General features: G+C 66.7%; 18 protein-coding genes and 1 pseudogene. 16 read left to right on the top strand and 3 right to left on the bottom strand.

The window, feature by feature from the left end; all coding sequences use genetic code 11:
- Window positions 1-244: 244 nt before the first annotated feature.
- A complete protein-coding gene (locus ACQPW1_RS21130; protein WP_433664416.1) occupies window positions 245-1369 on the top strand; it encodes a BTAD domain-containing putative transcriptional regulator in 1125 nt (374 codons plus the stop codon).
- A 232-nt stretch (window positions 1370-1601) separates the two neighbouring features.
- On the opposite strand, the gene ACQPW1_RS21125 is transcribed toward ACQPW1_RS21130, so the two are convergent.
- Together ACQPW1_RS21125 and ACQPW1_RS21120 are read right to left on the bottom strand one after the other, a co-directional pair.
- Window positions 1602-2621 (bottom strand): hypothetical protein, encoded by a 1020-nt coding sequence (locus ACQPW1_RS21125; RefSeq protein ID WP_433664415.1) that lies wholly within the window; start codon window positions 2619-2621, stop codon window positions 1602-1604.
- A gap of 63 nt (window positions 2622-2684) precedes the next feature.
- Window positions 2685-4731: pseudogene (locus tag ACQPW1_RS21120) on the bottom strand (alkyl/aryl-sulfatase).
- A gap of 116 nt (window positions 4732-4847) precedes the next feature.
- Between ACQPW1_RS21120 and ACQPW1_RS21115 the strand changes: the two are divergent.
- The 5 genes from ACQPW1_RS21115 (at window position 4848) to ACQPW1_RS21095 (ending at window position 7711) form a co-directional block, all read left to right on the top strand.
- Window positions 4848-5453 carry a TetR/AcrR family transcriptional regulator gene (locus ACQPW1_RS21115; protein ID WP_433664414.1) on the top strand — a complete coding sequence of 202 codons (606 nt, stop codon included), beginning with the start codon at window positions 4848-4850 and terminating at the stop codon, window positions 5451-5453.
- Between the two features lie 31 nt (window positions 5454-5484).
- Window positions 5485-6003 carry a MarR family winged helix-turn-helix transcriptional regulator gene (locus ACQPW1_RS21110; RefSeq protein WP_433664413.1) on the top strand — a complete coding sequence of 173 codons (519 nt, stop codon included), beginning with the start codon at window positions 5485-5487 and terminating at the stop codon, window positions 6001-6003.
- A 62-nt stretch (window positions 6004-6065) separates the two neighbouring features.
- Entirely contained in the window at window positions 6066-6482 is a 417-nt protein-coding gene (locus tag ACQPW1_RS21105) for a hypothetical protein (protein WP_433664412.1), read from the top strand.
- Window positions 6479-7366 carry an NmrA family NAD(P)-binding protein gene (locus ACQPW1_RS21100; protein WP_433664411.1) on the top strand — a complete coding sequence of 296 codons (888 nt, stop codon included), beginning with the start codon at window positions 6479-6481 and terminating at the stop codon, window positions 7364-7366. Before ACQPW1_RS21105 ends, ACQPW1_RS21100 begins: the two co-directional genes overlap by 4 nt.
- 42 nt (window positions 7367-7408) lie before the next feature.
- The gene (locus ACQPW1_RS21095; RefSeq protein ID WP_433664410.1) at window positions 7409-7711 is read left to right on the top strand and encodes a hypothetical protein; all 303 of its coding nucleotides are present in this window, start codon (window positions 7409-7411) and stop codon (window positions 7709-7711) included.
- 90 nt (window positions 7712-7801) lie between these two features.
- Here the strand turns inward: ACQPW1_RS21095 and ACQPW1_RS21090 are convergent, their stop codons facing one another.
- Window positions 7802-9061, bottom strand: a complete 1260-nt coding sequence (locus ACQPW1_RS21090; RefSeq protein WP_433664409.1) for a PucR family transcriptional regulator — start codon at window positions 9059-9061, stop codon at window positions 7802-7804.
- A gap of 164 nt (window positions 9062-9225) precedes the next feature.
- Between ACQPW1_RS21090 and pruA the strand changes: the two genes are divergently transcribed.
- From pruA to ACQPW1_RS21040, 10 genes are all read left to right on the top strand, one after another.
- Complete coding sequence (gene pruA, locus ACQPW1_RS21085) at window positions 9226-10863, top strand: L-glutamate gamma-semialdehyde dehydrogenase (protein ID WP_433664408.1); 1638 nt, start codon at window positions 9226-9228, stop codon at window positions 10861-10863.
- A gap of 74 nt (window positions 10864-10937) precedes the next feature.
- A complete protein-coding gene (locus tag ACQPW1_RS21080) occupies window positions 10938-11906 on the top strand; it encodes a proline dehydrogenase family protein (protein ID WP_433664407.1) in 969 nt (322 codons plus the stop codon).
- A gap of 185 nt (window positions 11907-12091) precedes the next feature.
- Window positions 12092-13564 (top strand): amino acid permease, encoded by a 1473-nt coding sequence (locus ACQPW1_RS21075; protein ID WP_433664406.1) that lies wholly within the window; start codon window positions 12092-12094, stop codon window positions 13562-13564.
- Window positions 13565-13766: 202 nt separating this feature from the next.
- On the top strand, window positions 13767-14564 hold the full coding sequence (locus tag ACQPW1_RS21070; RefSeq protein WP_433664405.1) for an NAD-dependent epimerase/dehydratase family protein: 798 nt from the start codon (window positions 13767-13769) through the stop codon (window positions 14562-14564).
- Between the two features lie 138 nt (window positions 14565-14702).
- Window positions 14703-16103, top strand: a complete 1401-nt coding sequence (locus tag ACQPW1_RS21065) for a sugar porter family MFS transporter (RefSeq protein WP_433664404.1) — start codon at window positions 14703-14705, stop codon at window positions 16101-16103.
- Between the two features lie 5 nt (window positions 16104-16108).
- Window positions 16109-17140: a lactonase family protein gene (locus ACQPW1_RS21060; protein WP_433665296.1), complete on the top strand. Its 1032-nt coding sequence runs from the start codon at window positions 16109-16111 to the stop codon at window positions 17138-17140.
- Window positions 17137-18105 (top strand): LysR family transcriptional regulator, encoded by a 969-nt coding sequence (locus tag ACQPW1_RS21055; RefSeq protein WP_433664403.1) that lies wholly within the window; start codon window positions 17137-17139, stop codon window positions 18103-18105. The genes ACQPW1_RS21060 and ACQPW1_RS21055 overlap by 4 nt, the downstream gene beginning before the upstream one ends.
- A 10-nt stretch (window positions 18106-18115) precedes the next feature.
- Window positions 18116-19045, top strand: a complete 930-nt coding sequence (gene kdgD, locus ACQPW1_RS21050; protein WP_433664402.1) for a 5-dehydro-4-deoxyglucarate dehydratase — start codon at window positions 18116-18118, stop codon at window positions 19043-19045.
- The gene (locus tag ACQPW1_RS21045) at window positions 19042-20178 is read left to right on the top strand and encodes an L-talarate/galactarate dehydratase (protein ID WP_433664401.1); all 1137 of its coding nucleotides are present in this window, start codon (window positions 19042-19044) and stop codon (window positions 20176-20178) included. The genes kdgD and ACQPW1_RS21045 overlap by 4 nt, the downstream gene beginning before the upstream one ends.
- Window positions 20179-20193: 15 nt before the next feature.
- The gene (locus ACQPW1_RS21040) at window positions 20194-21645 is read left to right on the top strand and encodes an aldehyde dehydrogenase (NADP(+)) (RefSeq protein WP_433664400.1); all 1452 of its coding nucleotides are present in this window, start codon (window positions 20194-20196) and stop codon (window positions 21643-21645) included.
- The last annotated feature ends 1 nt before the right edge of the window (window position 21646 follow it).

Here is a 21646-nt window from a genome sequence, read left to right as displayed (position 1 = left end):
GGGTGAACTCGCACCGGTCCGGCGATGGAGTGTGCTACGTCGAATGCCGTGACCATCCAGCATCCCCGATCAGGCATCGGAGGGCAAGACCCCAACTCCTCGACAGCGGCCGGAAAACGTTGCGGGCCAGGCACAACACCGCCTGCGACACGGTTGCGGCACGCGCGTTTCGGGCCCGTCGGTCGCGGCGATCACCGTGACCACTCGGTACCGTATGGATGGTGTTACGTCGGGAGGAGGGGCCATGATCGAGGTCCGCGCGCAGTTCGGCGTGCTCGGTGCGGTGGAGTTGGCGATCGACGGAGTCGGGCAGGCACTCGGCGGGCCGAAGCAGCGAGCCGTACTGGCGTATCTGGTGATCAACGCGAATCGGCCGGTGTCGGTGGAGGCGCTGGCGCAGGCGGTGTGGGAGGGCAACCCGCCGCCGGACATCCGGGTCAGCCTGCACACGATCGTCTCGAACCTGCGTAAACCACTGCGCGACAACGGCATCGATGCGCGGACGATGCTGGCGCAGGTCGGTCCCGGCTACCGGGTCACCGTGGCCGACGGTGCCAGCGACGTGCAGCGGTTCCGGGTGCGCAAGGAAGCCGGATTGCGGGCGCTGAGCGCCGGACAGTACGGGACCGCCAGCGAGTTGCTGACCAGTGCGCTCGACCAGTGGCGCGGGCCCGTGCTCGCCGATCTGCGCGGGCTCGGCTTCGCCGACTCCTATGCCGCCGTGCTCGACGACGACCGGCTCGGCGCCATCGAGGCGCGCGCCCAGGCCGACATCGCGCAGGGACGCGCCGATGCCGTGGCGTCCGAACTCGGGCTTCTGGTCGGCGAGTACCCGCTGCGCGAACCACTCTGGGAACAACTGATCACCGCCCTGTACGTGGACGGCAGGCAGTCCGACGCGCTCGACGCGGCCCGCCGGCTGCGCGCCACCCTCGCCGACCAACTCGGCATCGATCCGAGCCCGCCCATCCGCGAGTTGGAGGCGCGCATCCTGCGCCAGGATCCGCTGGACAGCCACGCGCGGGCGGCCGCGTCGTTGATCGGTGCGACGACCATCGTCGATCAGACCTCCGGCGAGCAGACGGCATTGCTGCGCGATCGCTCCGGTCAGACCTACCCCATCGCGGGCACGGTCACCCGGATCGGCCGGCTGCCGGACAACGACATCGTGCTCGAGCACGGCAAGGTCAGCCGGCATCACGCGGCGATCTTGCATCACGGGCCCGCCTATCTGATCAAGGATCTGTTGTCGTCGAACGGTGTTTTCGTCGATGGGACGCGCATTGCCGATACCGCCGTGCTGAGCGACGGTGCGGTGATCGGGATCGGCGACTATGAGCTGACGTTCACGCTGGTGCGGCCGGGCTGAGGAGCGGCCGTTGGTTCGTCGTTAGTGGACCGTTGGTGGGTGGGGCGACAGTTGGTTCTGCCGAGACCGGTTGGTCACAACACCTAGGACCGCAGACATGGTCTGCACCCCGTTCCTCGCCCCCTGCGCGCACTGCCCGTCGCGCCGGGAATCCGCGGCGGTGGCCGGTTTCGGCGTTCTCGTTGCAGCGGCCCTGCGGTCTTGAACCGCGGGGCCGTTCGGCGTGCGCGGGTCAGCGGTGTGGGGTCGGGGTGGGTTGTGTCGACGGTGTAGTGGTTTGCGTCGGCCGGACTGTGGTGGTGGGGGTTCGGGTCGGGGCCGAGGTTGTTGCCGGAGCCGATGTGGTCGGCTGCAGGTTGTAGGGCTGCACGGAGGTTGGTTGGCAAGTCATTGCCGGAGGTAGCAGCCGGGTGGTCGGGGTGGTGGAGCGGGTGGACGGGGTCGGCTGCCTGGTGGTGGGAGGTGGTGTCGTGGTGGTTGTTCGCGGCGTCGGGGTTTGCGACACGGACGTGGTCGGTCGCTGACTGGTGGTCTGCGTCGGTGTGGTCGGGCAGGGTTGCCACGGCGGGGTTGTCGTTGTCGTTGTCGTCGTGGTTGTCGACGGCGAGGGGCAGTAGATAGCGCAGGGGACCTGCGACCGACCTGGGATCTGGATCGTCACCTCGATCGACAGCTCGATCTTCGGGGGCTGCGTCGCGGACGAGGGGGTCGGCAGTTCCGTCGGGTAGGTCGTCGTCGGCGGATCCGTGGTGGTGGTGATGGTGATCGGCGGGTCGGTCGTGATGGGCGGATCCGTGGTGATCGGTGGGTCTGTGGTGATCGGTGGGTCCGTGATCGGCGGGTCCGTGATCGGCGGGTCCGGCACAGGCGCGGGGTCCAACGGCTCTGTTATGTCTGCGTTGTCCGACGGCGGGGTGGCGTCCGGTTCGATCGGCGGCATAGGGTCCAACGGCTCGATCGGCGGATCGAGCGCGGGCGGGTCCTCGGGTGTGCTCGACTCGGGGACTGCGGTGTCGGTCGTATTCGGCGCTGTCGGAAGGAGATCGGACGATTGGTCGGTCGTCGGATCGGGCAGGCTCATGCTGAGTTCCGACTGGTCCGCGGAGTTGCTCGGGTGCGCCGTGGTCTGCGCAGCCGACCCCGAAATCAGCAGCCCGGCCACGACTACCAGCGATCCGGTAATCGGACCGGACTTTCGCATCGTTCGTGCCGCCTGCCACCACTTTTCGGGCACAGCTTGTATTCCGAACATCGTCTGAAGCATGGCACGAAGGACGGCGCCCGGCGCTCCCCAGTCAAATGGGGAACGGGTCGGTCACGGGGTGACGATGGCGAAGTTCGGGTCCGGCTTGTCGAACAGGTCCTTGAGCTTCTTCAACGCCATGATGTTGCCCTCGACGGCGATGTCCCCCTTCAGCACGGCCGCCTGAAAGTCTTGACCGGCCAGCAGGGTTCGGGCCAGTGCGCCCCTGGTCAGGGTGATCGTCGCGTCGGCGGCAGGTAGGCCGTCGTCGGGGCTGCGGTCGTAGTGGATGAGCACGCCGTTGCCGAGTTCGGCGCGGTGCAGGCGGTTGTTGTCGTCGCGGAAGCGCCAGTCGGAGGTGATGGTGGTGTCCCACGCGGCGGGGCCGTTGATGCGCAGGGACATCGCGTCGAAGGCTTGGTCGACGGTGAGGGCGGCCAGCAGGCCTGCCGAGGAACCCTGGGTCGGTGTGCCGAAGGGTCCGTTGCGTAGTTCGGTGGCGCCGCTGAGGTAGAAGTTGCGCCAGGTGGCGTTTTCCGCGCCGTAGGCGAGTTGCTCGAAGATACTGGCCTGCAAGCGTTTCGCGGTGTTGTTCTGCGGGTCGGCGAAGATCACATAGTTGGCCAGTTGGGTGGCCCAGCGGTAATCGCCTGCTTCATAAGCTTTTTGTGCCTTCGTCAGCACATCGTTCGCGCCGCCCATCGCTTCGACGTGCCGTTTAGCGGACTCGACCGGCGGATGTTCCCACAGGTGTGCGGGATTGCCGTCGAACCAGCCCATGTAGCGCTGGTAGATGGCTTTGACGTTGTGGCTCACCGAACCGTAATAGCCGTGGGTGGACCAGGATTTCGTGATCGCGGGCGGCAGCTGGAGCATCTCGGCGATCTCGCTGCCGACGTAACCCTGATTGAGCAGGCGCAGCGTCTGATCGTTCAAGTAGGCGTAGAGGTCGCGCTGCACGGACAGATACTCGACGACCTTGTCGGTGCCCCAGATCGGCCAATGATGCGAGGAGAAAACAAGATCCGCGTTGCGCGCGTACAGGTTGATCGACTCGGTCAGGTACCTGGACCACACGTGCGGGTCACGCACTAGCGCACCGCGCAGGGTCAGCAGGTTGTGCATGGTGTGGGTGGCGTTCTCGGCCATGCACAGGATGCGGCGGTCCGGGAAGTAGAAGTTCATCTCCGAGGGGGCCTCGGTGCCCGGTGTCAGCTGGAACACCAGCCGCACGCCATCGATGGTCTCTTCCTGGCCGGTACGGGTGATATCGCGGGTCGGCTCGAGCAGGGTGATCGTGCCGACCGAGGTGGTCTGCCCCAGGCCCGCCCCGATCTGCCCCTTCGGCCCGCGCGACAACGCAGCGCCGTACATGTAGGCGGCACGGCGCGCCATCGCGGTGCCCGCGTAGATGTTCTCCGACACAGCATGTTCCAGGAATCCGGCGGGCGCGAGCACCGGGCAGCGGCCTGCCGCCACGTCCTCCTTGGTGGTGACGCCGAGGGTGCCGCCGAAGTGGTCGACGTGCGCATGGCTGTAGATCACACCGGTGACCGGTCGATCGCCACGATGCTTGCGATACAGCGCGAGCCCCGCGGCCGCGGTCTCCGTCGACACCAGCGGATCGATGACGATGACACCCGTATTGCCCTCGACCAGCGTCATGTTCGACAGATCCAAGCCGCGAACCTGATAGAAGCCCGGCGCGATCTCGTTACAGACCCTGCTTGGTGGTCAGTTGCGATTGCCGCCACAGACTCGGATTCACCGACAGCGGACAGGGTTCCCGCAGAAAGCCATAGGAGTCGTTGTCCCACACCATCTTTCCGGTGGCGTCTTTGACGACTCCAGGTTCGAGTGACGCGATCCAGCCGCGATCGGCGTCGGCGAAGTCGGTGACATCGGAGAACGGCAGCGTCGCGGCGATCCGCTTGTTCGCGTCGGCGATGTGCGCGCTGGGCTCGACCGGCGTCGTCGACGGATTCAACTCCACCGAATCGGCACACCCGCTCAACCCGACCCCGGTCCCCGCCACGGCCAGCGCGGCCGCGCCGACCCCGAACACCCCACGCCGCGAAACCCGCGCTACCGGGCCTTTCTCCTGCGCACCGTCCACCATCGCGCTCCCATCCAGATCCAATTCACGCGGCCGACCGACAGCCGCCGAGCACGACCGACAGTAGCCACTATTGCAGTCCGACTGCAATAGTGCCACCATGTGATGGGATGAACCCCATGAGCGAGGTGACCCGCCCCCGGCGACGACGCAACCCGGAACAAACCCGCCGCGCCATCGTCGACGCCCTGCTGTCCCTGCTCAAGGACGGTAACCTGGACCCGACCACCAGGGCCATCGCCGCCCGCGCCGCCGTCTCCGAACGCAGCATCTTCGTTCATTTCCCCGGCCGCGACGACCTCCGCATCGCGGCCGTAGACCAACAGTCCGCGGACGTGGAAGCCCTCATCGAACACCCCGACCCCGACCTCCCCCTCGGCCAACGCATCGACGCCGCCATCCGTCAAAGCGAAGCCATCTTCACCCTCCAGCGAAACCCCCGAGTCCTCGGATTCCTGGAATCCCAACGAATCCCAGCCATCGACGCCCGAATGCGCCTGACCGACAACCGCATTCGCGCCGCACTAGCCCAAACCTTCGCCCCCGAACTCCCCCACCCCAACCATCACCGCCTGGACATCCTCGACGCCACCCTCGGCTGGCCCCTCCGCCACCACCTAATGGACCGCCGCAACCTCTCCCAACAAGCAGCCTCCACCGCCATCCGCCAAACCGTCCACACCCTGCTGACCCATCCAGTGGACACCGCGACCGAAGAGGCTTGATCAGGTAGTAGTTAGGTGCCATACTAAATCCGTGGGAACAGAGCATTCGGGGAGTCCGACGCTGGCGCAGGCCGAGCGGCAGATCCGGCGTTACGGGCTGGAAGATGAGGCTGATCCTCGGGCGGTGCTTGTCGCGGTGCGGTTGATGGCTACGGGGGTGCAGCTCGGGCAGGCAACGGAGGCGCACTTCTCTCGATTCGGGTTGTCCACCGGGCGCTATCGGCTGCTGGCCGACCTGGAGGATTGGGATGGGGAGAAATCTCCCTCGCAGTTGGCGGCCAGTCTCGGCGTAACACGTGCGACCGTAACTGGTTTGATAGACGGGCTGGAGCAGGAGGGGTTGGTCTGTCGGCGCGCCTCGGCCGAAGATGGTCGTGCCGTTGTCGTCGTACTGACCGCGCGTGGTGCACAGAGACTGCGCGAGATGGCGCCCGAGCATTTCAGCCGCCTGCAAGCAATGGTGAACGTACTCACCCCCGACGAGCGCACGGTCTTCCTCGAACTGCTCGGACGAATTTCGCAGGGCATCGATGCGCTGAACGCCCACTGACAACTCCAGCCCCTCGAATCCGAGGGGCTTTTTCACGGACATATAGTTAGGTTCCTAATTAAATGATCAACACGACGGCACCACCCACGTTCGTGCTGTGGCGCGAAGTTCTGTTCGCCTACGCGGCGCCCGCACTATGCGCGGGCATCGGCGGCCTGGTCACCGGACAACACGATCTACTGCTGGCCGCCGCCACATCGATCGCGGGGACATCCGCCGTGGTCGCCGCGCTGGTCGGAATATGGTTGCAGCGGAACCGATTCCGACGCGGATGGCTGGCGCGGACAACACCGGTCCTACTGACGGCCGGGTTCGCGATCGGCGCAGCCGCTCTCGCCGCCCTCATCGCCTGGCTTACCACCGAATCCTCGACGCTTGTGCCCGAGCGCATTCGGATCGATTTCCCGATCGCCGCCGCCCTCGCCGCGACGATCACCACTTGGCGCTGGCGCGCGGCACAGCGAAGGGCACAACAATGATCGTCATTCTGGGCGCGACCGGAGCAACCGGCAGCGCACTCTTGGCCCGCCTCGTCGCCCTCGGGGCGCCTTGCCGGGCATTGACCCGAACCCCGGACCGACTCCGTGACACTCTCGCCGAAATGTCTTGCACGCAAGTCGAAGTCCGCCACGTAGACGCGACCGACCCAGCCTCATTGCGGGCCGCTTTCGCGGGCGGCACCCAACTGTTCCTCACCATGACCAACAGCCCCGCCCAGATCGAACTCGAATCCAGAGCCATCACCATCGCCGCCGACAGCGGCATCGAGCACATCGTCAAACTCTCCGCACCCACCGCAAGCCCCGACTCGTCAGTGGCCGTCGCGCGCTGGCATCACGCCATCGAGGAAGTCCTGCGCGGCACCGGCGTGCCGCACACCCTGTTGCGCCCGTACGCGTTCATGCAGAAGCTGTCCCACCTCGCACCAGCGGTCGCGGCACAGGATGTCATCGTCGGCGCGATGGGCGACACCGCTTGCAACTACATCGACTGCCGCGACATCGGCGACGTCGCGGCCGAAGCGTTCACCCGACCCGAAATCGCTGGGCACACTTACACTCTCACCGGCGCCCGCACCTTCAACTACCCCGAACTCGCGGCACTGCTGAGCGCACTACTCGATCGCCACATCCGCTACATCGACGTGCCTCCTGCCGCGTTCCGCCAAACCAACATCGAACGAGCCGGAATGCCGGATTGGCTGGCCGATCACATCATGGAGATCCAACAACTCGCGGTGACACACCCCGAACAACCCACAGACACCGTCGCCCGCATCCTCGGCAGAGCCCCTCGCACCATGGAATCCTTCCTCACCGAACACCTCGACATCTTCCGCCCGAAGTTGCGTGGACGGAGCTGACAACGGCAGGTAGGGTCTCCCCATTCTGATGAGGAGATCGTGATGAAAAGCATTGCCTTGCTGGCCATTGGTGCCGCGCTGGCACTTTCGGGGTGTAGCTCGTCGGCAAGCACGGATGCGGCGCCGACGAGCGCCGCGTCGAACAACGCGGTACGCGCGAAAGCATGCCAGGACTACCTCCCGCTGCTGAGCAAGTTGAAAGCAGCCAGTGAGGACGCCGCGAACAAGACCGCGGAAGAAACCATCAAGCTGCTCCCCCAATCCGCACAATGGGGAACGCTCAGCGAAACAGACCGGCAATCGACCATCGCCGGAATTCGCGACGCCGCCAAGGGAACGTGCTAGCGGCACAACAATAGCCGCGCACTCTCTGAATTCCCGCACACCGAATCGCAGGCGATCTTCGTGTGCGGAAAGCCAACAGGTCCTTAACCGTCAGCGCGTGGCCGATCCGCCCTCACGACCATGTGCACGCCGGTGTAGTGCGAGCTGGATTTCCAGCAGGAGCCGATCGGCGGGGTCGGTGAGGTCTATGCGGAGGATCTCTTCGACGCGACGGATGCGGTAGCGCAACGTGTTCGGGTGGACTTGGAGGGCGTTGGCGGCGTTGCGGACGTCGCCGTGTTCGCGCAGGTAGATGTCGACACTTTCGCGCAGGCTCGCGGAATGCTTGCGGTCGTAGTCGGACAGGTCGCGCAGGCGGGGGTCGTGCAGTTCGGGGCGGGTGCCGACGAGGTCGAGGATCTCACCGAGCAGCACAGCGGTGCGGGAGTCGGCGAGGGTGGTGACTCGGCCACGGGGGTAGGTGGCGATGCTGCTGTCGAGGACTCGGTCGACCTCGCGCCGTGCGTCGGCGACACTGCTCAGGTCGGGCACGGGGCACGCGATGGCCGCTCGAAGTGCCAGCGCGCGTTTGGATTCGAGCTGCTCGACCAGCTGACGGGTCCAGGCGGTGACGGCGTGTGCGGCCTTATAACTGGGCAGCAGAACGTAAACGCGGTCGCCGAGGGTGGCAGTCACCGAGTCGTTGCGAAATGAGCTGGCGCGCAGGCGAAGCATGTTGCCCAGCGCGGAAGGTTCGGTGGCGGGCGCGGTTTCGGTCGCGGTCAACGCGAACCCGACCACGGCGGCCGGACCGGTCAACGGCAGGTTCAGCGCAGTCGCCACAGTCGCGACATCGACGGAACCACCCTCGCCGAACAGTCTTTGGACGAGCAACGCCTCGGTCGATGGTGCGTCGAGACTGCGCGAGATAAGGCGGGCGGCAATGGCCGAGGCGCCGCGCAGGATCTCCGCCGCGTCCGGCTTGAACGGTCGATCCCCCTGCTGCAACCAGATCGTGCCGAGCACCCGCGGCGCCCGCGCCGCACCGTCGGCGGGATGCCGGACGCTGACCGCGAGCCTGCGCTTGATGTTCAGCTCTTCGTGTTCCGGCACATCGATGACCTCGTCGGTCCGTCGCAGCCGATCGAACACTCCCCACTTCCGCAGGACCGCCAGATACTCGCGCGGCCCCTCCCGCCCCAGGATCGACATCACCCGCATCTGATCCGCCGCCTCGTCGGAGGCGGAATACGCCAGCACATGAGACTGCGGGTCTTCGATCGACACCATGCCACCCGCGTTCTGCGCAACGATCTGCGCCAAACCGAACAGGTCGATGTCCGCGGCAACAAGCCCACTATCAACAGCCACGACTACGCCTTTCGGCCAACTCGACAACACACTCATCCCATCTTTGTCCTTTTAGCCCATTTCCCGGGACCTTTTCCGGTGTTGACTTCGGCTCACCTCAGTTTCAGAGCGCTTGCGAGCCACGAATGTGCGAGGCCGCATTGCCACATCCAGCAGGAGGAATCATGGACGCCATCGTGTCCACACCGCGGCCGGTCAACGAGCCGGTCGGCACGTTCGCCCCCGGTAGTGCGGAACGTACACGGTTGCAGGCGAAACTGGCCGAGCTCGGCGCGACGCCGACCGAGGTGCACCACGTTATCGCGGGTGAGCACCGGCGCAGTTCCGGCAAGACGATCAACGTCGTGCAGCCGCATCGTCATGCCGCCGTGCTCGGCACGCTCACCACCGCCAAGCCCAGCGATGTCCAGGACGCGATCAACGCGGCCACCGCGGCGGCACCCGCGTGGCGGGCCCTGTCGTTCGAGGATCGCGCCGCGGTGTTCCTGCGCGCCGCCGATCTGCTGGCCGGTCCGTGGCGCGAAACCATCGCCGCCGCAACCATGCTGGGCCAGTCGAAGACCGCGTACCAGGCCGAGATCGACAGCCCGTGCGAGCTCGTCGACTTCTGGCGCTTCAACGTGCAGTTCGCGCGGCAGATCCTCACCGACCAGCCGATCTCCTCCCCCGGCGTGTGGAACAAGGTCGAATACCGGCCGCTGGACGGCTTCGTCTACGCGATCACCCCGTTCAACTTCACCGCCATCGCGGGCAACCTGCCGACCGCGCCCGCGCTGATGGGCAACACCGTCGTCTGGAAGCCCGCGATGACCCAGTCGGTCGCCGCGTACTGGACGATGAAACTGCTCGAAGCGGCCGGTCTGCCGCCCGGTGTCATCAACCTGGTGAACGGCGCCGGCCCCAAGGTCTCCGACGTGGCGCTGGCGGACCGCCGACTGGCCGGCATCCACTTCACCGGATCCACCGCGACGTTCCAGCACCTGTGGCGCTCGGTCGCCGCGAACATCACCGACTACAACTCCTACCCGCGCCTGGTCGGCGAGACCGGCGGCAAGGACTTCGTGGTCGCGCACAGCTCGGCCGATCCCGACGTGCTGACCACGGCGCTGATCCGCGGCGCGTTCGACTACCAGGGACAGAAGTGCTCGGCCGCGTCGCGCGCGTTCATCCCGAAGTCGGTGTGGGCCAAGATGGGTCGCGAGTTCCTCGACAAGGTCGCCACGCTGAGCTACGGCGACGTCACCGACTTCAGCCACTACGGCGGCGCGCTGATCGACAAGCGCGCGTTCGACAAGAACGCCGAGGCCATCGCCCGTGCGAAGGCGACGCCGAGCCTGTCCATCGCCGCGGGCGGGCACGCCGACGACTCGGTCGGCTACTTCGTCGACCCGACCGTGCTGCTCGGCGAGGACCCGACCGACGAGGCGTTCAGCACCGAGTACTTCGGCCCGATCCTGTCCGTGCACGTCTACGACGACTCGGCCCGCGGCTCCTTCGAGCAGACCCTAGAGCTGGTCGACAAGGGTTCGCCGTACGCGCTGACCGGCGCGATCATCGCCGACGACCGCACCGCCATCGCGACGGCCACCGAGGGCCTGCGCTTCGCCGCGGGCAACTTCTACATCAATGACAAGCCCACCGGCGCGGTCGTCGGCCAGCAGCCGTTCGGCGGGTCGCGCGCCTCCGGCACCAACGACAAGGCAGGCTCGGCGCAGAATCTGCTGCGCTGGACCTCCGCCCGCACCATCAAGGAAACCTTCGTCCCGGCGACCGATCACCGCTACCCGCACATGGAGGCGTAGATGAGCCACAATCGCGCAGCCAGGCTCATCGGAGCCGACCGGGTGCGGGTGTCCCGCAGAACACAGGAGATCTGATGGCCTTCTCCGCTCTGCTGCGACCCGCCATGCTGGCCGCGTCCCGCTCGCCGCGCATGGAGCGCACCATCACCCGGATGCCGACGACCAAGAAGCTGGTCGACCGGTTCGTCGCGGGCGACTCCGCGGATCAGGCGGTGGCCGCGGTCGAGGCGCTGCTCGGCTCCGGCCGCTACGTCACCATCGACTACCTCGGTGAGGACACCACCGAGATCGAGCAGGCCCGCACCACCGTCACGCATTACCTGCACATGCTGTCCGCATTGGCGCAGCTCGACGTCAAGGCGGAGACGGAATCGGTTCGGCCGCTCGAGGTTTCGCTCAAGCTGTCGGCGCTGGGCCAGTCGCTGCCGAAGGACGGTCACGCGATCGCACTCGAGCACGCGCACCGCATCTGCGCGGCGGCGGCGGAGGCCGGGGTCTGGGTGAACGTCGACGCCGAGGACCACACGACCACCGACTCCACCCTCGGTATCGTGCGCGAACTGCGCGCCGACTTCCCCAGCCTCGGCACCGTGTTGCAGGCGTACCTGCGGCGCACCGAGGGCGACTGCCGGGAACTGTCGGGCTACGGCTCGCGCATCCGGTTGTGCAAGGGCGCGTACAAGGAACCCGCTTCGGTCGCGTTCCAGAGTCGCACCGAGGTCGACGAGTCCTACCTGCGTTGCCTGCGTGTCCTGATGCTCGGCGACGGCTACCCGATGGTCGCCACGCACGATCCGGCGCTCATCGAGGCCGCGCAGAAGTGTGTCGATCAGACGCACCGCAAGGCCGACGAGTTCGAGTTCCAGATGCTGTACGGCATCCGCGACGCCGAGCAGCGCAGGCTGGTCGAGGAGCGCAACCATCTGCGGGTCTACGTGCCCTATGGCGACCAGTGGTACGGCTATTTCATGCGCAGGCTGGCCGAGCGTCCGGCCAATGTCGCGTTCTTCCTCCGGTCCCTGAAACCCGGTAGTCAGCGGTGACGGGCGGGGCGGCCGTTCGCATGAAGCACTTGCGAGCGGCCGCCCGTCCGGTTGGCCAACCAGGCTGAACATTATTTGGCCAACTCGCCGATCACAGTCGCGCTGTGGTCGTATTTAGTAACCACAGCTCGAAGTGTGATCTGCGTTACGCACCGTCGCGTAGCGCGGAGGACGAAAGGAACAACATGTCCATCGCGGAGTTGCGCATCCAGATGCTGCGCCGTAAACCCATGGGGCAGGTCGATGACGAGGGCCCTGCCGACGAGCAGTTGGCGCGGTCGCTCGGCCTGTGGCAGCTCACGGCGATCGGCGTGGGAGGCATCATCGGCGCGGGCATCTTCACGCTCGCCGGCGCGGTCGCGCACTCCGTCACCGGACCTTCGGTGCTGATCTCGTTCCTGATCGCCGGTGTCGCCAGCGCGGCCGCGGCGCTCTGCTACGCCGAGTTCGCCGGGATGGTGCCGAAGGCGGGCTCCGCCTACACCTACGGGTACGTCTCGCTCGGCGAGATCGCGGGCTGGTTCATCGGCTGGGATCTGTTGCTGGAGTACATCGCGGTGGCGGCGGTGGTCGCGATCGGCGTGTCCGGCTACTTCCGCTTCCTGCTCGGACAGGTGGATGTCACGCTGCCGGACTGGATGATGGGTGCGCACGGCACCGGCGACGGGCATGTGGTCGACGTTTTCGCGATGCTGTTCTGTCTCGGCACGGCGTGGCTGCTCTCCCGCGGCATCAAGAGCGTCGGCCGGTTCGAGACCGTCGCGGTGGGCATCAAGGTGGCCCTGGTGGTGCTGATCGTGGTACTCGGTGTGTTCCACATCGACAGCGCGAACTACACCCCGTACTTCCCGTTCGGTCAGGGCGCGGTGTGGACCGGCGCGGCCACCGTGTTCTTCGCGGTGTTCGGCTATGACGCGATGAGCACGGCCGCCGAGGAATCCCGGGACGGCAAGAAGCATCTACCGAAGGCCATCCTCTACTCGCTGGCCATCGCGATGGTGCTGTACGTGCTGGCCACCCTGGTGCTGACCGGCATGCAGAAGTACACCGAGATCAGCCCGACCAGCGGTTTCTCCACCGCGTTCGAATCGGTCGGCATGCCGGGCATCGCCAACATCATCGCGATCGGCGCGATCGTCGGCATCGTCACCGTGGTGCTCACCTTCATGCTGGGCGTGACGCGCGTCTGGTACGCGATGAGCCGCGACGGGCTGCTGCCGGAGTGGTTCGCCAAGACGCATCCGGTGCGCAAGGTGCCGACCAGGGTGACCTGGATCGTCGGCATCGGCGCCGCGGTGATGGCGGGTCTGCTCGATATCACCGTGGTCGCCGAGCTGACCAACATCGGCATCCTGATGGCCTTCATCGTCGTCTCGGTCGCCGTGATCGTGTTGCGGCGCACCAGGCCTGACGAGCCGCGCGAGTTCAAGCTGCCGTTCATGCCGGTGGTTCCGCTGATCGGCATCGGCTTCTCGCTGTACCTCATCTGGTCGCTGCCGTGGCAGACCTGGGTGCGGTTCCTGGTCTGGCTGGTTGTCGGGCTGGTCGTGTACTTCGCGTACTCGCGCACGCATTCCAAGTTGGAGCGCACGGGTACGGCTGGTGCCATCGGGACTCTGTCCGTCGACATCAACAAGAGGGACTCCGAGGGGCACTGACGCCAGCTTCTCGGGCCGGTTGGGTGGGTTGGCCGAAAGGCCACCCACCCAGCCTTATTCTCAGAGCAAGACTGATGCTCCGCTGGCATCAGTCGATATCGAAAGAGTGTTGGACATGCATCAGTCCAGCGCCTTAGCCTTCTGACACGTCACACGGAGAGTGATCCACCCCACACTCGCCGATGGACACAGGAGGACGAAGATGTTGCGAATTCTGATCACCGGTGCCGGTGGTGGGATCGGCACGCTGATGCGACCGCGATTAGGTCGGCCCGATCGCATTCTGTGCTTACTGGATCTGACCGAACTCCCCGCTCCCACAACGGATGAGCGGGTCGAGATCGTCACCGGATCGCTCACCGACGCCGACACCATGGCCGCCGCCTGCCGGGATGTGGATGCGATCATCCATCTCGGCGGGATCAGTCGCGAGGACAGCTGGGAGCGGGTGCTCGCGGTGAATGTCGATGGCACGCATACCGTTCTGGAGGCCGCGCGGCAGGCGGGCATCTCGCGCGTAGTGCTGGCGTCGAGCAATCATGCTGCGGGATATCGGGTTATCGGCGAGGCGGGCCCGAATGGCATTGCCGGAGAAGCACCGCCGCGGCCGGACACCTACTACGGGTTCAGCAAAGCGGCGATCGAAGCGCTGGGCAGTCTCTACCACTCCAGGTTCGGCATGGATGTCATCTGCGTGCGAATCGGCTCGTGCTTCGAGCGGCCGAATGATGTTCGCGGACTGTCGATGTGGCTGTCGCCCGACGACGGCGCGCGGTTGTTCGAAGCCTGCCTGACCGCGGAAAGCCCTGGCTTCAAAGTGATTTGGGGCGTGTCGAAGAATACCCGCGCGGTCGTCTCGCTGAAGGAAGCCGAGGAGCTCGGTTACCGCAGCCTGGACGACGCCGAGAAATACGCAACGGACATCCCCGACGGAGCGGCGCCGACATTCATCGGCGGCGCATTCCTCGACACCCCGCTCGGCACCCCGAATCCGCTCTGACGTTTCGCTGTCTTCGGCGGCACCAGTACTCGAAACGCATAGCGCGATACCGAGTTCGCATCACGCTTTCCCTCAATACAGCCAGCTCAGCGTGTGACGCTGAGGGCACTTGCTCGACCGCGAAAGAAGCGCAGCACAATGCAATACAAATCCACGGTGCAGGCACGGAAATCGGCCCTCGGCACCAATGTTCATTTCCTCTATTTCTTCGGCGCGCTCGGCGGCATCCTGTTCGGTTACGACCTAGGTGTCATCTCCGGTGTGCTCTTGTTCATCAAGGACGCCTGGGAGCTCACCTCGGTGACCAAGGGCGTCATCGGCGGCTGCCTGGCCGCGGGCGCGATCATCGGCGCGGCCATCGCGGGCCGGATCACCGATCGGCTCGGCAGGCGGCGCACCATCATGATCGCCGCGGTGGTGTTCGGCATCGGCGCGCTCGGCTGCGCGGTGGCACCGAATGTGACTGCGCTGGTCATCGCCCGGTTCGTCACCGGGATCGCGGTCGGCTGTTCCTCCGCGACGGTGCCCACCTATCTGTCGGAGCTGGCGCCGACCAGGGCGCGCGGTGCGTTGTCGACGTTGAACCAGTTGATGATCGTGTCCGGCATCCTGATCGCCTACATCGTGGACTGGGCGTTGTCCGGATCGGGCAACTGGCGCTTGATGTTCGGCGTCGCCGCGATTCCCGCGGTGGTGCTGTTCCTCGGCATGACGGTGCTGCCGGAAACCCCGCGCTGGCTGGTGAAGGCCGGCCGCGAGGACGAGGCACGCGCGGTGCTGGCGGGCACCCATCGGTCGAACGAGATCGATGCCGAGCTCAACAGCATTCGCACGGTCAACCAGCTGGATGCGCAGCAGAAGGGTCGACTGCGCGACCTGTGGGCGCCGTGGGCGCGGCCCGCGTTGGTCGTCGCGCTCATTCTTGCGGTCGGACAGCAGTTCTCCGGCGTCAACGCGGTAAACTTTTACGCGCCAACGATGTTCACCGATCTCGGGTTCGGCAACTCGACCTCGCTGCTGGCGGCGATCGTGCTGGGCGTGGTGAAGGTGGCGTTCACCGCCTGGGTGATCTTCGTGGTCGACCGGTGGGGCCGCAAGCCGCTGTTGCTGCTCGGAAACGTCTGTATGGCGTTGTCGCTGTTCCTGCTCGGCGTCATCGTGCTCACCGTCGACAATCACACGGTCACCGGGCTGACCACGCTGATCCTGCTCAACGTCTACCTGGCCGGTTACGAACTCGGCTGGGGTGCGGTGGTCTGGGTGATGATGGCCGAGGTCTTCCCGCTGCGGGTGCGTGGCGTCGGTATGGGTGTGGGCAGCGTGGTGCTGTGGAGTTCGACGTTCGCCATCACCTTCCTGTTCCCGGTGATGAACGACCATCTGGGCCTGGCCAAGTCGGCCTGGTGCTTCGCCGGTGTCAGCGTGGTGCTGTTCGTGCTGGTGCAGCGGTTCGTGCCGGAAACCAACGGGCGCAGCCTGGAACAGATCGAGCTCGATCTGCGGGCCCGGGTCGGCGGGCACGCCACGGAGCGGGCGTGACTCGGATGCCCACTGCCGAGACGCACAGCGTTGTCTACGTATCGAACGCCGACAGTCGCGAGATCTCGGTGCTGCTGCTCGACTCCACCGGCGTGCTCACGCCGGTGGGGTCGGCCCCGGTGGACGGGACGGTGATGCCGTTGGCGATCAGCCCGGACCGCCGGTTCCTCTACGCCGGATTGCGTTCGGAACCGTTCTCGGTCAAGACCTTTGCCATCGACCCGGCGACCGGTCGGCTGACGGGTTTGGCCACCACCGCGCTGCCGGACAACATGGCCTACCTCGCCACCGACCGGGCCGGGCGGTCCCTGTTCAGCGCCTCCTACAGCGGAGACAAGATCGCGGTCAATCCGATCTCGTGGAACGGCACCGTGGGGCCGCAACCGGACGAGGTCATCGCTACTGCGCCGCATGCGCATTCGATCGTCGCCGATCCGTCGAACCACCATGTGTTCGTGGCGGTGCTGGGTGGCGACCACATCCTCCAGTACCGGTTCGACGCCGCGTCCGGCAGGTTGAAGCCCAATCGACCCGCGGCCGTCGGGACCGAACTCGGTGCGGGACCGCGCCATATCGTCTTCCACCCGAACGGCTATGTCGCCTTCGCGACGAACGAGCTGGATGGAACGCTGAGCAGCTACCTGTTCGATCCGGCGACCGGCACGCTGACGCCGGTGTCGTCGATATCCGTACTGCCAGAAGGCTTTTCCGGCAGTCCATGGACATCCGACGTGCACGTAACACCCGATGGCCGCTATGTCTATGTGTCCGAACGAACTTCGGACACCATCGCCGGATTCCGCGTCGACGGCATGCCCGGCGCGCTCGAGCTCCTCGGCCACACCCCCACCGAGTCCCAGCCGCGCGGCTTCGCCATCGATCCGCACGGCCGCTTCCTGGTGGCCGCGGGCCAGAAGTCCAACGCGATCACCAGCTACGCCATCGACCACGCCACCGGCGCACTCACGGCTCGGCACCGCGTGCCCGTCGGCCGCAACCCCAACTGGGTCGAGATCATCGACCTACCCGCCGCATGACCCGCATCGAAGATCTCGGCACCCGCCCGTGGCGGCGGGATCACCCGCATCATCGCGCCGAGGCGGGCAGGCTGGCACCCATGGTCTCACTCGAGCAGGTCCGCGGGTTCGTCATGGTCGCCGACGAGGGCAGCTTCCGCCGTGCGGCGGAGCGACTACGGATGACCCAGCCGCCGCTGAGCAGGCAGATCCAGAAGCTCGAGCGCGACATCGGGGTGGAGCTGTTCGACCGCAGCCAGCGGCAGGCACAGCTGACCCCGGCGGGCGAGGTGTTCCTGATCGAGGCACGCAGGCTGCTCGCGCTCGCCGAGGGCGCGCCGGGGACCGCGCGACTGGTCGCGGCGGGCGGCGCGGGCACAGTGCGGATCGGCTTCACCGCGGCATCCGGGTTCGGCTTCCTCGGCCGGTTCCTCAACCACATCGAGCAGGGGCTGCCCGGGGTCGAGGTGGTGCTGCGCGAGATGGTGAGCTCGGATCAGTTCGAGAACCTGCGCAGCGGCAAGCTGGATCTGGCGCTGGCCCGGCCGCCGTTCGATCGGACCGAATTCGATTGCGAGCTGGTGCATTCCGAACGGCTCATGCTCGCGCTGCCCGACGCGCACCCGCTCGCAGCCGACGGCCCGATCGCGGTCGAGGAGCTGGGTGGCGAGACGCTGCTGGTGTACGCGCCCGGTCCGGCCCGGTATTTCGCCGATCTGGTCGCGGGAACCCTTGCCGCCGTGCCATATACGTCGACGCACGAGCTGACCCAGGTGCACACCATGCTCGCGCTGGTCGCCGCGGGCCGTGGGCTGGCGCTGGTGCCGGAGACGGCCAGTCATCTCCATCCCGACGGCGTGCGGTTCCGGCCGCTGGCCGGCGTCGACGATCCGGTTGTCCTGTACGCGGTATGGCGGCGCAACTGCGCGAACCCGGCGTTGCCGCGGGTCGTGCGGTTGCTCGACTCGCTGCCACCCGCTCATTGAAAGGAAAGCAATGTCGCATCTATCCGCTGAAGAACTAGGACCCGCGCTGGGTCAAGGACTGCTGTCGTTCCCGGTCACGCATTTCGACGCGGACCTCTCGTTCGACGAAGCCGCCTATCGCAAACACATTGCCTGGCTGGCACAATACGACGTCGCCGGGCTGTTCGCCGCGGGCGGCACCGGTGAGGGCTTCTCGCTGACACCGTCCGAGATCGATCAGGTGGTGCGTGCGGCGGTCTCCGAGACCGGCGGCCGGATACCCGTCATCGCACCCGCGACGGCCGGAACCGCCGCCGCTGTCGAGCAGGCCAGAGCGGCGGAAGTCGCTGGGGCCGAAGGCATTCTGCTGCTGCCGCCGTATCTGACCGAGGCCGGTCCGGAGGGTCTGATCGAGCATGTCGCCACGATCTGCGCGGCCACCTCCCTCGGCGTCATCTTCTACAGTCGCGCCAACGCCACCTGCAACGACGTCACCTTGGCGCGGATGGCCGAACGCTGCCCGAACCTGGTCGGCTTCAAGGACGGCGTCGGCAATATCGAGACGATGACCCGGATCTACGCCCGCCTCGGCGACCGGCTCACCTACATCGGCGGACTGCCCACCGCAGAGACCTTCGCGCTGCCGTACACCGAAATGGGTGTCACCACTTACTCTTCCGCGATCTTCAACTTCATGCCCGAGTTCGCGCTCGCGTTCTACCGGGCCGTGCGCGCTCGGGACCGCGACGCTGTCTACCGGCATCTGCGCGAGTTCGTCATCCCCTACCTCGACATCCGCGACCGGCGGCCCGGTTACGCGGTGTCCATCATCAAGGCCGGGCTGACCGCCATCGGTCGCCCCGCCGGACCGGTACGGCCGCCGCTGACCAACCTCACCGACGACGAACGCGCCGAACTCGGCACGCTGATCCGGACCGTCACCGGCACGGCGGCGGCATGACCGGCGCGGCAACGCTGGACCGCATCACCGAGGTCACCATCTCCTCGGTCGCGCTGCCGCTGCCCACCGGTATCAGCGACGCCAAGGTGCTCACGGGTCGGCAGCAGCCGATGACCGAGGTGGCGGTGCTGTTCGCGGAGATCACCACCGCGTCCGGGCTGGTCGGCCTCGGCATCAGTTACTCGAAACGGGCAGGCGGCCCAGGGCAATTCGCGCACGCGCGTGAGCTCTCCCCCGTGTTGCTCGGCGAGGATCCCAGTGATATCGCCAAGATCTGGGACAAGCTCATGTGGGCGGGGGCGTCGGTCGGTCGCAGTGGGCTCGCCGTGCAGGCGATCGCGGCGTTCGACGTCGCACTGTGGGATCTGAAGGCCAAACGCGCCGGGCTGCCCCTGGCCAAACTGCTGGGCGCACACCGGGATTCGGTGCGCTGCTACAACACCTCCGGTGGCTTTCTGCACGCACCGATCGAGGAGGTGCTCGACCGTGCGACGGAATCCCTCGAACACGGGATCGGCGGCATCAAACTCAAAGTGGGACACCCGGACAGCGCCGTCGACCTGGCCCGGGTCACCGCGGTGCGGGAAAAGCTCGGCGATCGGGTGCCTTTGATGGTCGACGCCAATCAGCAGTGGGACCGGGCGACCGCGCGCCGCATGTGCCGGGCGTTCGAGCCGTTCGGGCTGGTGTGGATCGAAGAGCCCTTGGACGCCTACGATTTCGACGGTCACGCCCGGCTCACCGCAACCTTCGACACCCCGATCGCGACGGGTGAGATGCTGACGAGCGTGGCCGAGCACACCCAACTCATCCGCGCGGGCGGCGCCGACATCGTGCAACCCGACGCGCCACGCATCGGCGGCATCACCCAGTTCCTGAAGGTGATGGCCCTGGCGGACAGCGAAAACCTGCAACTTGCCCCGCATTTCGTGATGGAGGTGCACGTCCACCTCGCCGCGGCCTACGCCAGAGAACCCTGGGTCGAGCACTTCGAATGGTTCGACCCGCTGTTCGAGGAGCGCCTGGAGATCGCCGACGGACGGATGCACCTCTCGGCACGTCCCGGCCTCGGCGTCACCCTCAGTGACCTTGCCCGCGCCTGGACCGTCGCCGAATACTCGGCCCGCGCCTGACCTTTCGGAGGAATCATGGATACCGACCCGAACGACCTATCCCGAATCATCGCCGCGGCAGCGGCATCCGCCGCCCGGCTCGCCGAGTCCACCCCGGCCGAACGCGCGCGATGGCTCACGCACGCCGCGGACGCGCTCGATGCCGCGGCCGACGAGCTGGTCCCGCTCGCCGCCGAAGAAACACATCTCCCCGAAAGCCCCCGCCTGCGTGGCGAATTGGCGCGCACCACGTTTCAGCTGCGCTTGTTCGCCGAGGTACTGGCCGACGGTGAGTTCCTGCGCGCCACCGTCGATCACGCCGCCCCGCAGTGGCCGATGGGCCCGCGACCGGATATCCGCCGCAGCGTTGTCCCGATCGGTCCGACGCTGGTGTTCGCGGCGAGCAACTTCCCGTTCGCGTTCAGCGTCGCGGGCGGAGATACCGCGTCCGCGCTGGCCGCGGGCTGCCCGGTCGTGCTCAAGGCGCATCCCGGGCATCCGCGGTTGTCCGCGCGCACCGGCGTTATCGTGCGCGACGCTCTGATCGAGGCGGGCGCTCCAGCCGGAATCTTCGACGTCATCCACGGTATCGAGGCAGGCACCACCGCACTGCGCCACCCATCAATCGCCGCGGCAGCCTTCACCGGGTCCGTGCCCGGCGGGCGCGCACTCTTTGACGTCGCAATGGCACGGCCCCGACCTATCCCGTTCTACGGCGAACTGGGCAGCGTCAATCCGATCGTGGTTCTCCCCGAGGCCGTTCGCGCACGAAGCCGCCAGATAGTGGCGGGTTTCCTCGGCTCGTTCACCCTCGGCGCCGGACAGTTCTGCACCAAACCCGGCCTGCTGCTGCTTCCCACGGGCCACGGTCTCACCGACGCGCTCCGCACGGCCGTTCGTGACGCGCCCGGGCAACGGCTGCTCAACGACCGCATCGCCGACGGCTTCCGCACCCGAGTCGCTGATCTCCGCGAGCACCCTGCTGTCACAGCACTTTCCCTGCCCGATATCGAGGCCGACCTGCTCGCGCCGACGCTGTTGAAAGTGTCCGCCGCCGACTTCCTCGCCGGTGACGAACTGCTACGCACCGAATGCTTCGGTCCCGCCGCACTGGTGGTCGAGTACGCGAATTCCACTGAGCTGCAAACACTTCTCGACGAGCTCGAACCGGGCCTCACTGCCACGGTCTTCGCGGAGGACAGCGAGATCGAGGATGTCCGCCCGCTACTGCCCGCGCTAACGGCGCTGGCCGGGCGGCTGATCTGGAACGAATGGCCGACCGGCGTGACCGTCACCTGGGCCCAGCAGCACGGCGGCCCCTACCCGGCCACCACCGCACCCACCACAACCTCGGTGGGCACCGCCGCGATCGACCGGTTCCTGCGCCCCGTCGCCTGGCAGGGCTTCCCCGACAGCCTGCTCCCGCCCGCCCTGCGCGAGGAAAACCCGTGGCGTGTACCGCGTCGCATCGACGGAAAGCGGGACTGAC

It is taken from the genome of Nocardia sp. CA-128927, from assembly GCF_050955855.1.
Lineage (GTDB): Bacteria > Actinomycetota > Actinomycetes > Mycobacteriales > Mycobacteriaceae > Nocardia.
Note: the sequence above shows the minus strand (reverse complement) of the source record. Positions and strands in the feature narration are given on the sequence as shown.

Excerpts from the sequence above, each read along its gene's own strand:
- ACQPW1_RS21130 (WP_433664416.1), top strand. The coding sequence starts at position 245 with ATGATCGAGGTCCGCGCGCAGTTCGGCGTGCTCGGTGCGGTGGAGTTG.
- ACQPW1_RS21125 (WP_433664415.1), bottom strand. The coding sequence starts at position 2,621 with ATGTTCGGAATACAAGCTGTGCCCGAAAAGTGGTGGCAGGCGGCACGA.
- ACQPW1_RS21115 (WP_433664414.1), top strand. The coding sequence starts at position 4,848 with ATGAGCGAGGTGACCCGCCCCCGGCGACGACGCAACCCGGAACAAACC.
- ACQPW1_RS21105 (WP_433664412.1), top strand. The coding sequence starts at position 6,066 with ATGATCAACACGACGGCACCACCCACGTTCGTGCTGTGGCGCGAAGTT.
- ACQPW1_RS21100 (WP_433664411.1), top strand. The coding sequence starts at position 6,479 with ATGATCGTCATTCTGGGCGCGACCGGAGCAACCGGCAGCGCACTCTTG.
- ACQPW1_RS21095 (WP_433664410.1), top strand. The coding sequence starts at position 7,409 with ATGAAAAGCATTGCCTTGCTGGCCATTGGTGCCGCGCTGGCACTTTCG.
- pruA (WP_433664408.1), top strand. The coding sequence starts at position 9,226 with ATGGACGCCATCGTGTCCACACCGCGGCCGGTCAACGAGCCGGTCGGC.
- ACQPW1_RS21080 (WP_433664407.1), top strand. The coding sequence starts at position 10,938 with ATGGCCTTCTCCGCTCTGCTGCGACCCGCCATGCTGGCCGCGTCCCGC.
- ACQPW1_RS21075 (WP_433664406.1), top strand. The coding sequence starts at position 12,092 with ATGTCCATCGCGGAGTTGCGCATCCAGATGCTGCGCCGTAAACCCATG.
- ACQPW1_RS21070 (WP_433664405.1), top strand. The coding sequence starts at position 13,767 with ATGTTGCGAATTCTGATCACCGGTGCCGGTGGTGGGATCGGCACGCTG.
- ACQPW1_RS21065 (WP_433664404.1), top strand. The coding sequence starts at position 14,703 with ATGCAATACAAATCCACGGTGCAGGCACGGAAATCGGCCCTCGGCACC.
- ACQPW1_RS21060 (WP_433665296.1), top strand. The coding sequence starts at position 16,109 with ATGCCCACTGCCGAGACGCACAGCGTTGTCTACGTATCGAACGCCGAC.
- ACQPW1_RS21055 (WP_433664403.1), top strand. The coding sequence starts at position 17,137 with ATGACCCGCATCGAAGATCTCGGCACCCGCCCGTGGCGGCGGGATCAC.
- kdgD (WP_433664402.1), top strand. The coding sequence starts at position 18,116 with ATGTCGCATCTATCCGCTGAAGAACTAGGACCCGCGCTGGGTCAAGGA.
- ACQPW1_RS21045 (WP_433664401.1), top strand. The coding sequence starts at position 19,042 with ATGACCGGCGCGGCAACGCTGGACCGCATCACCGAGGTCACCATCTCC.
- ACQPW1_RS21040 (WP_433664400.1), top strand. The coding sequence starts at position 20,194 with ATGGATACCGACCCGAACGACCTATCCCGAATCATCGCCGCGGCAGCG.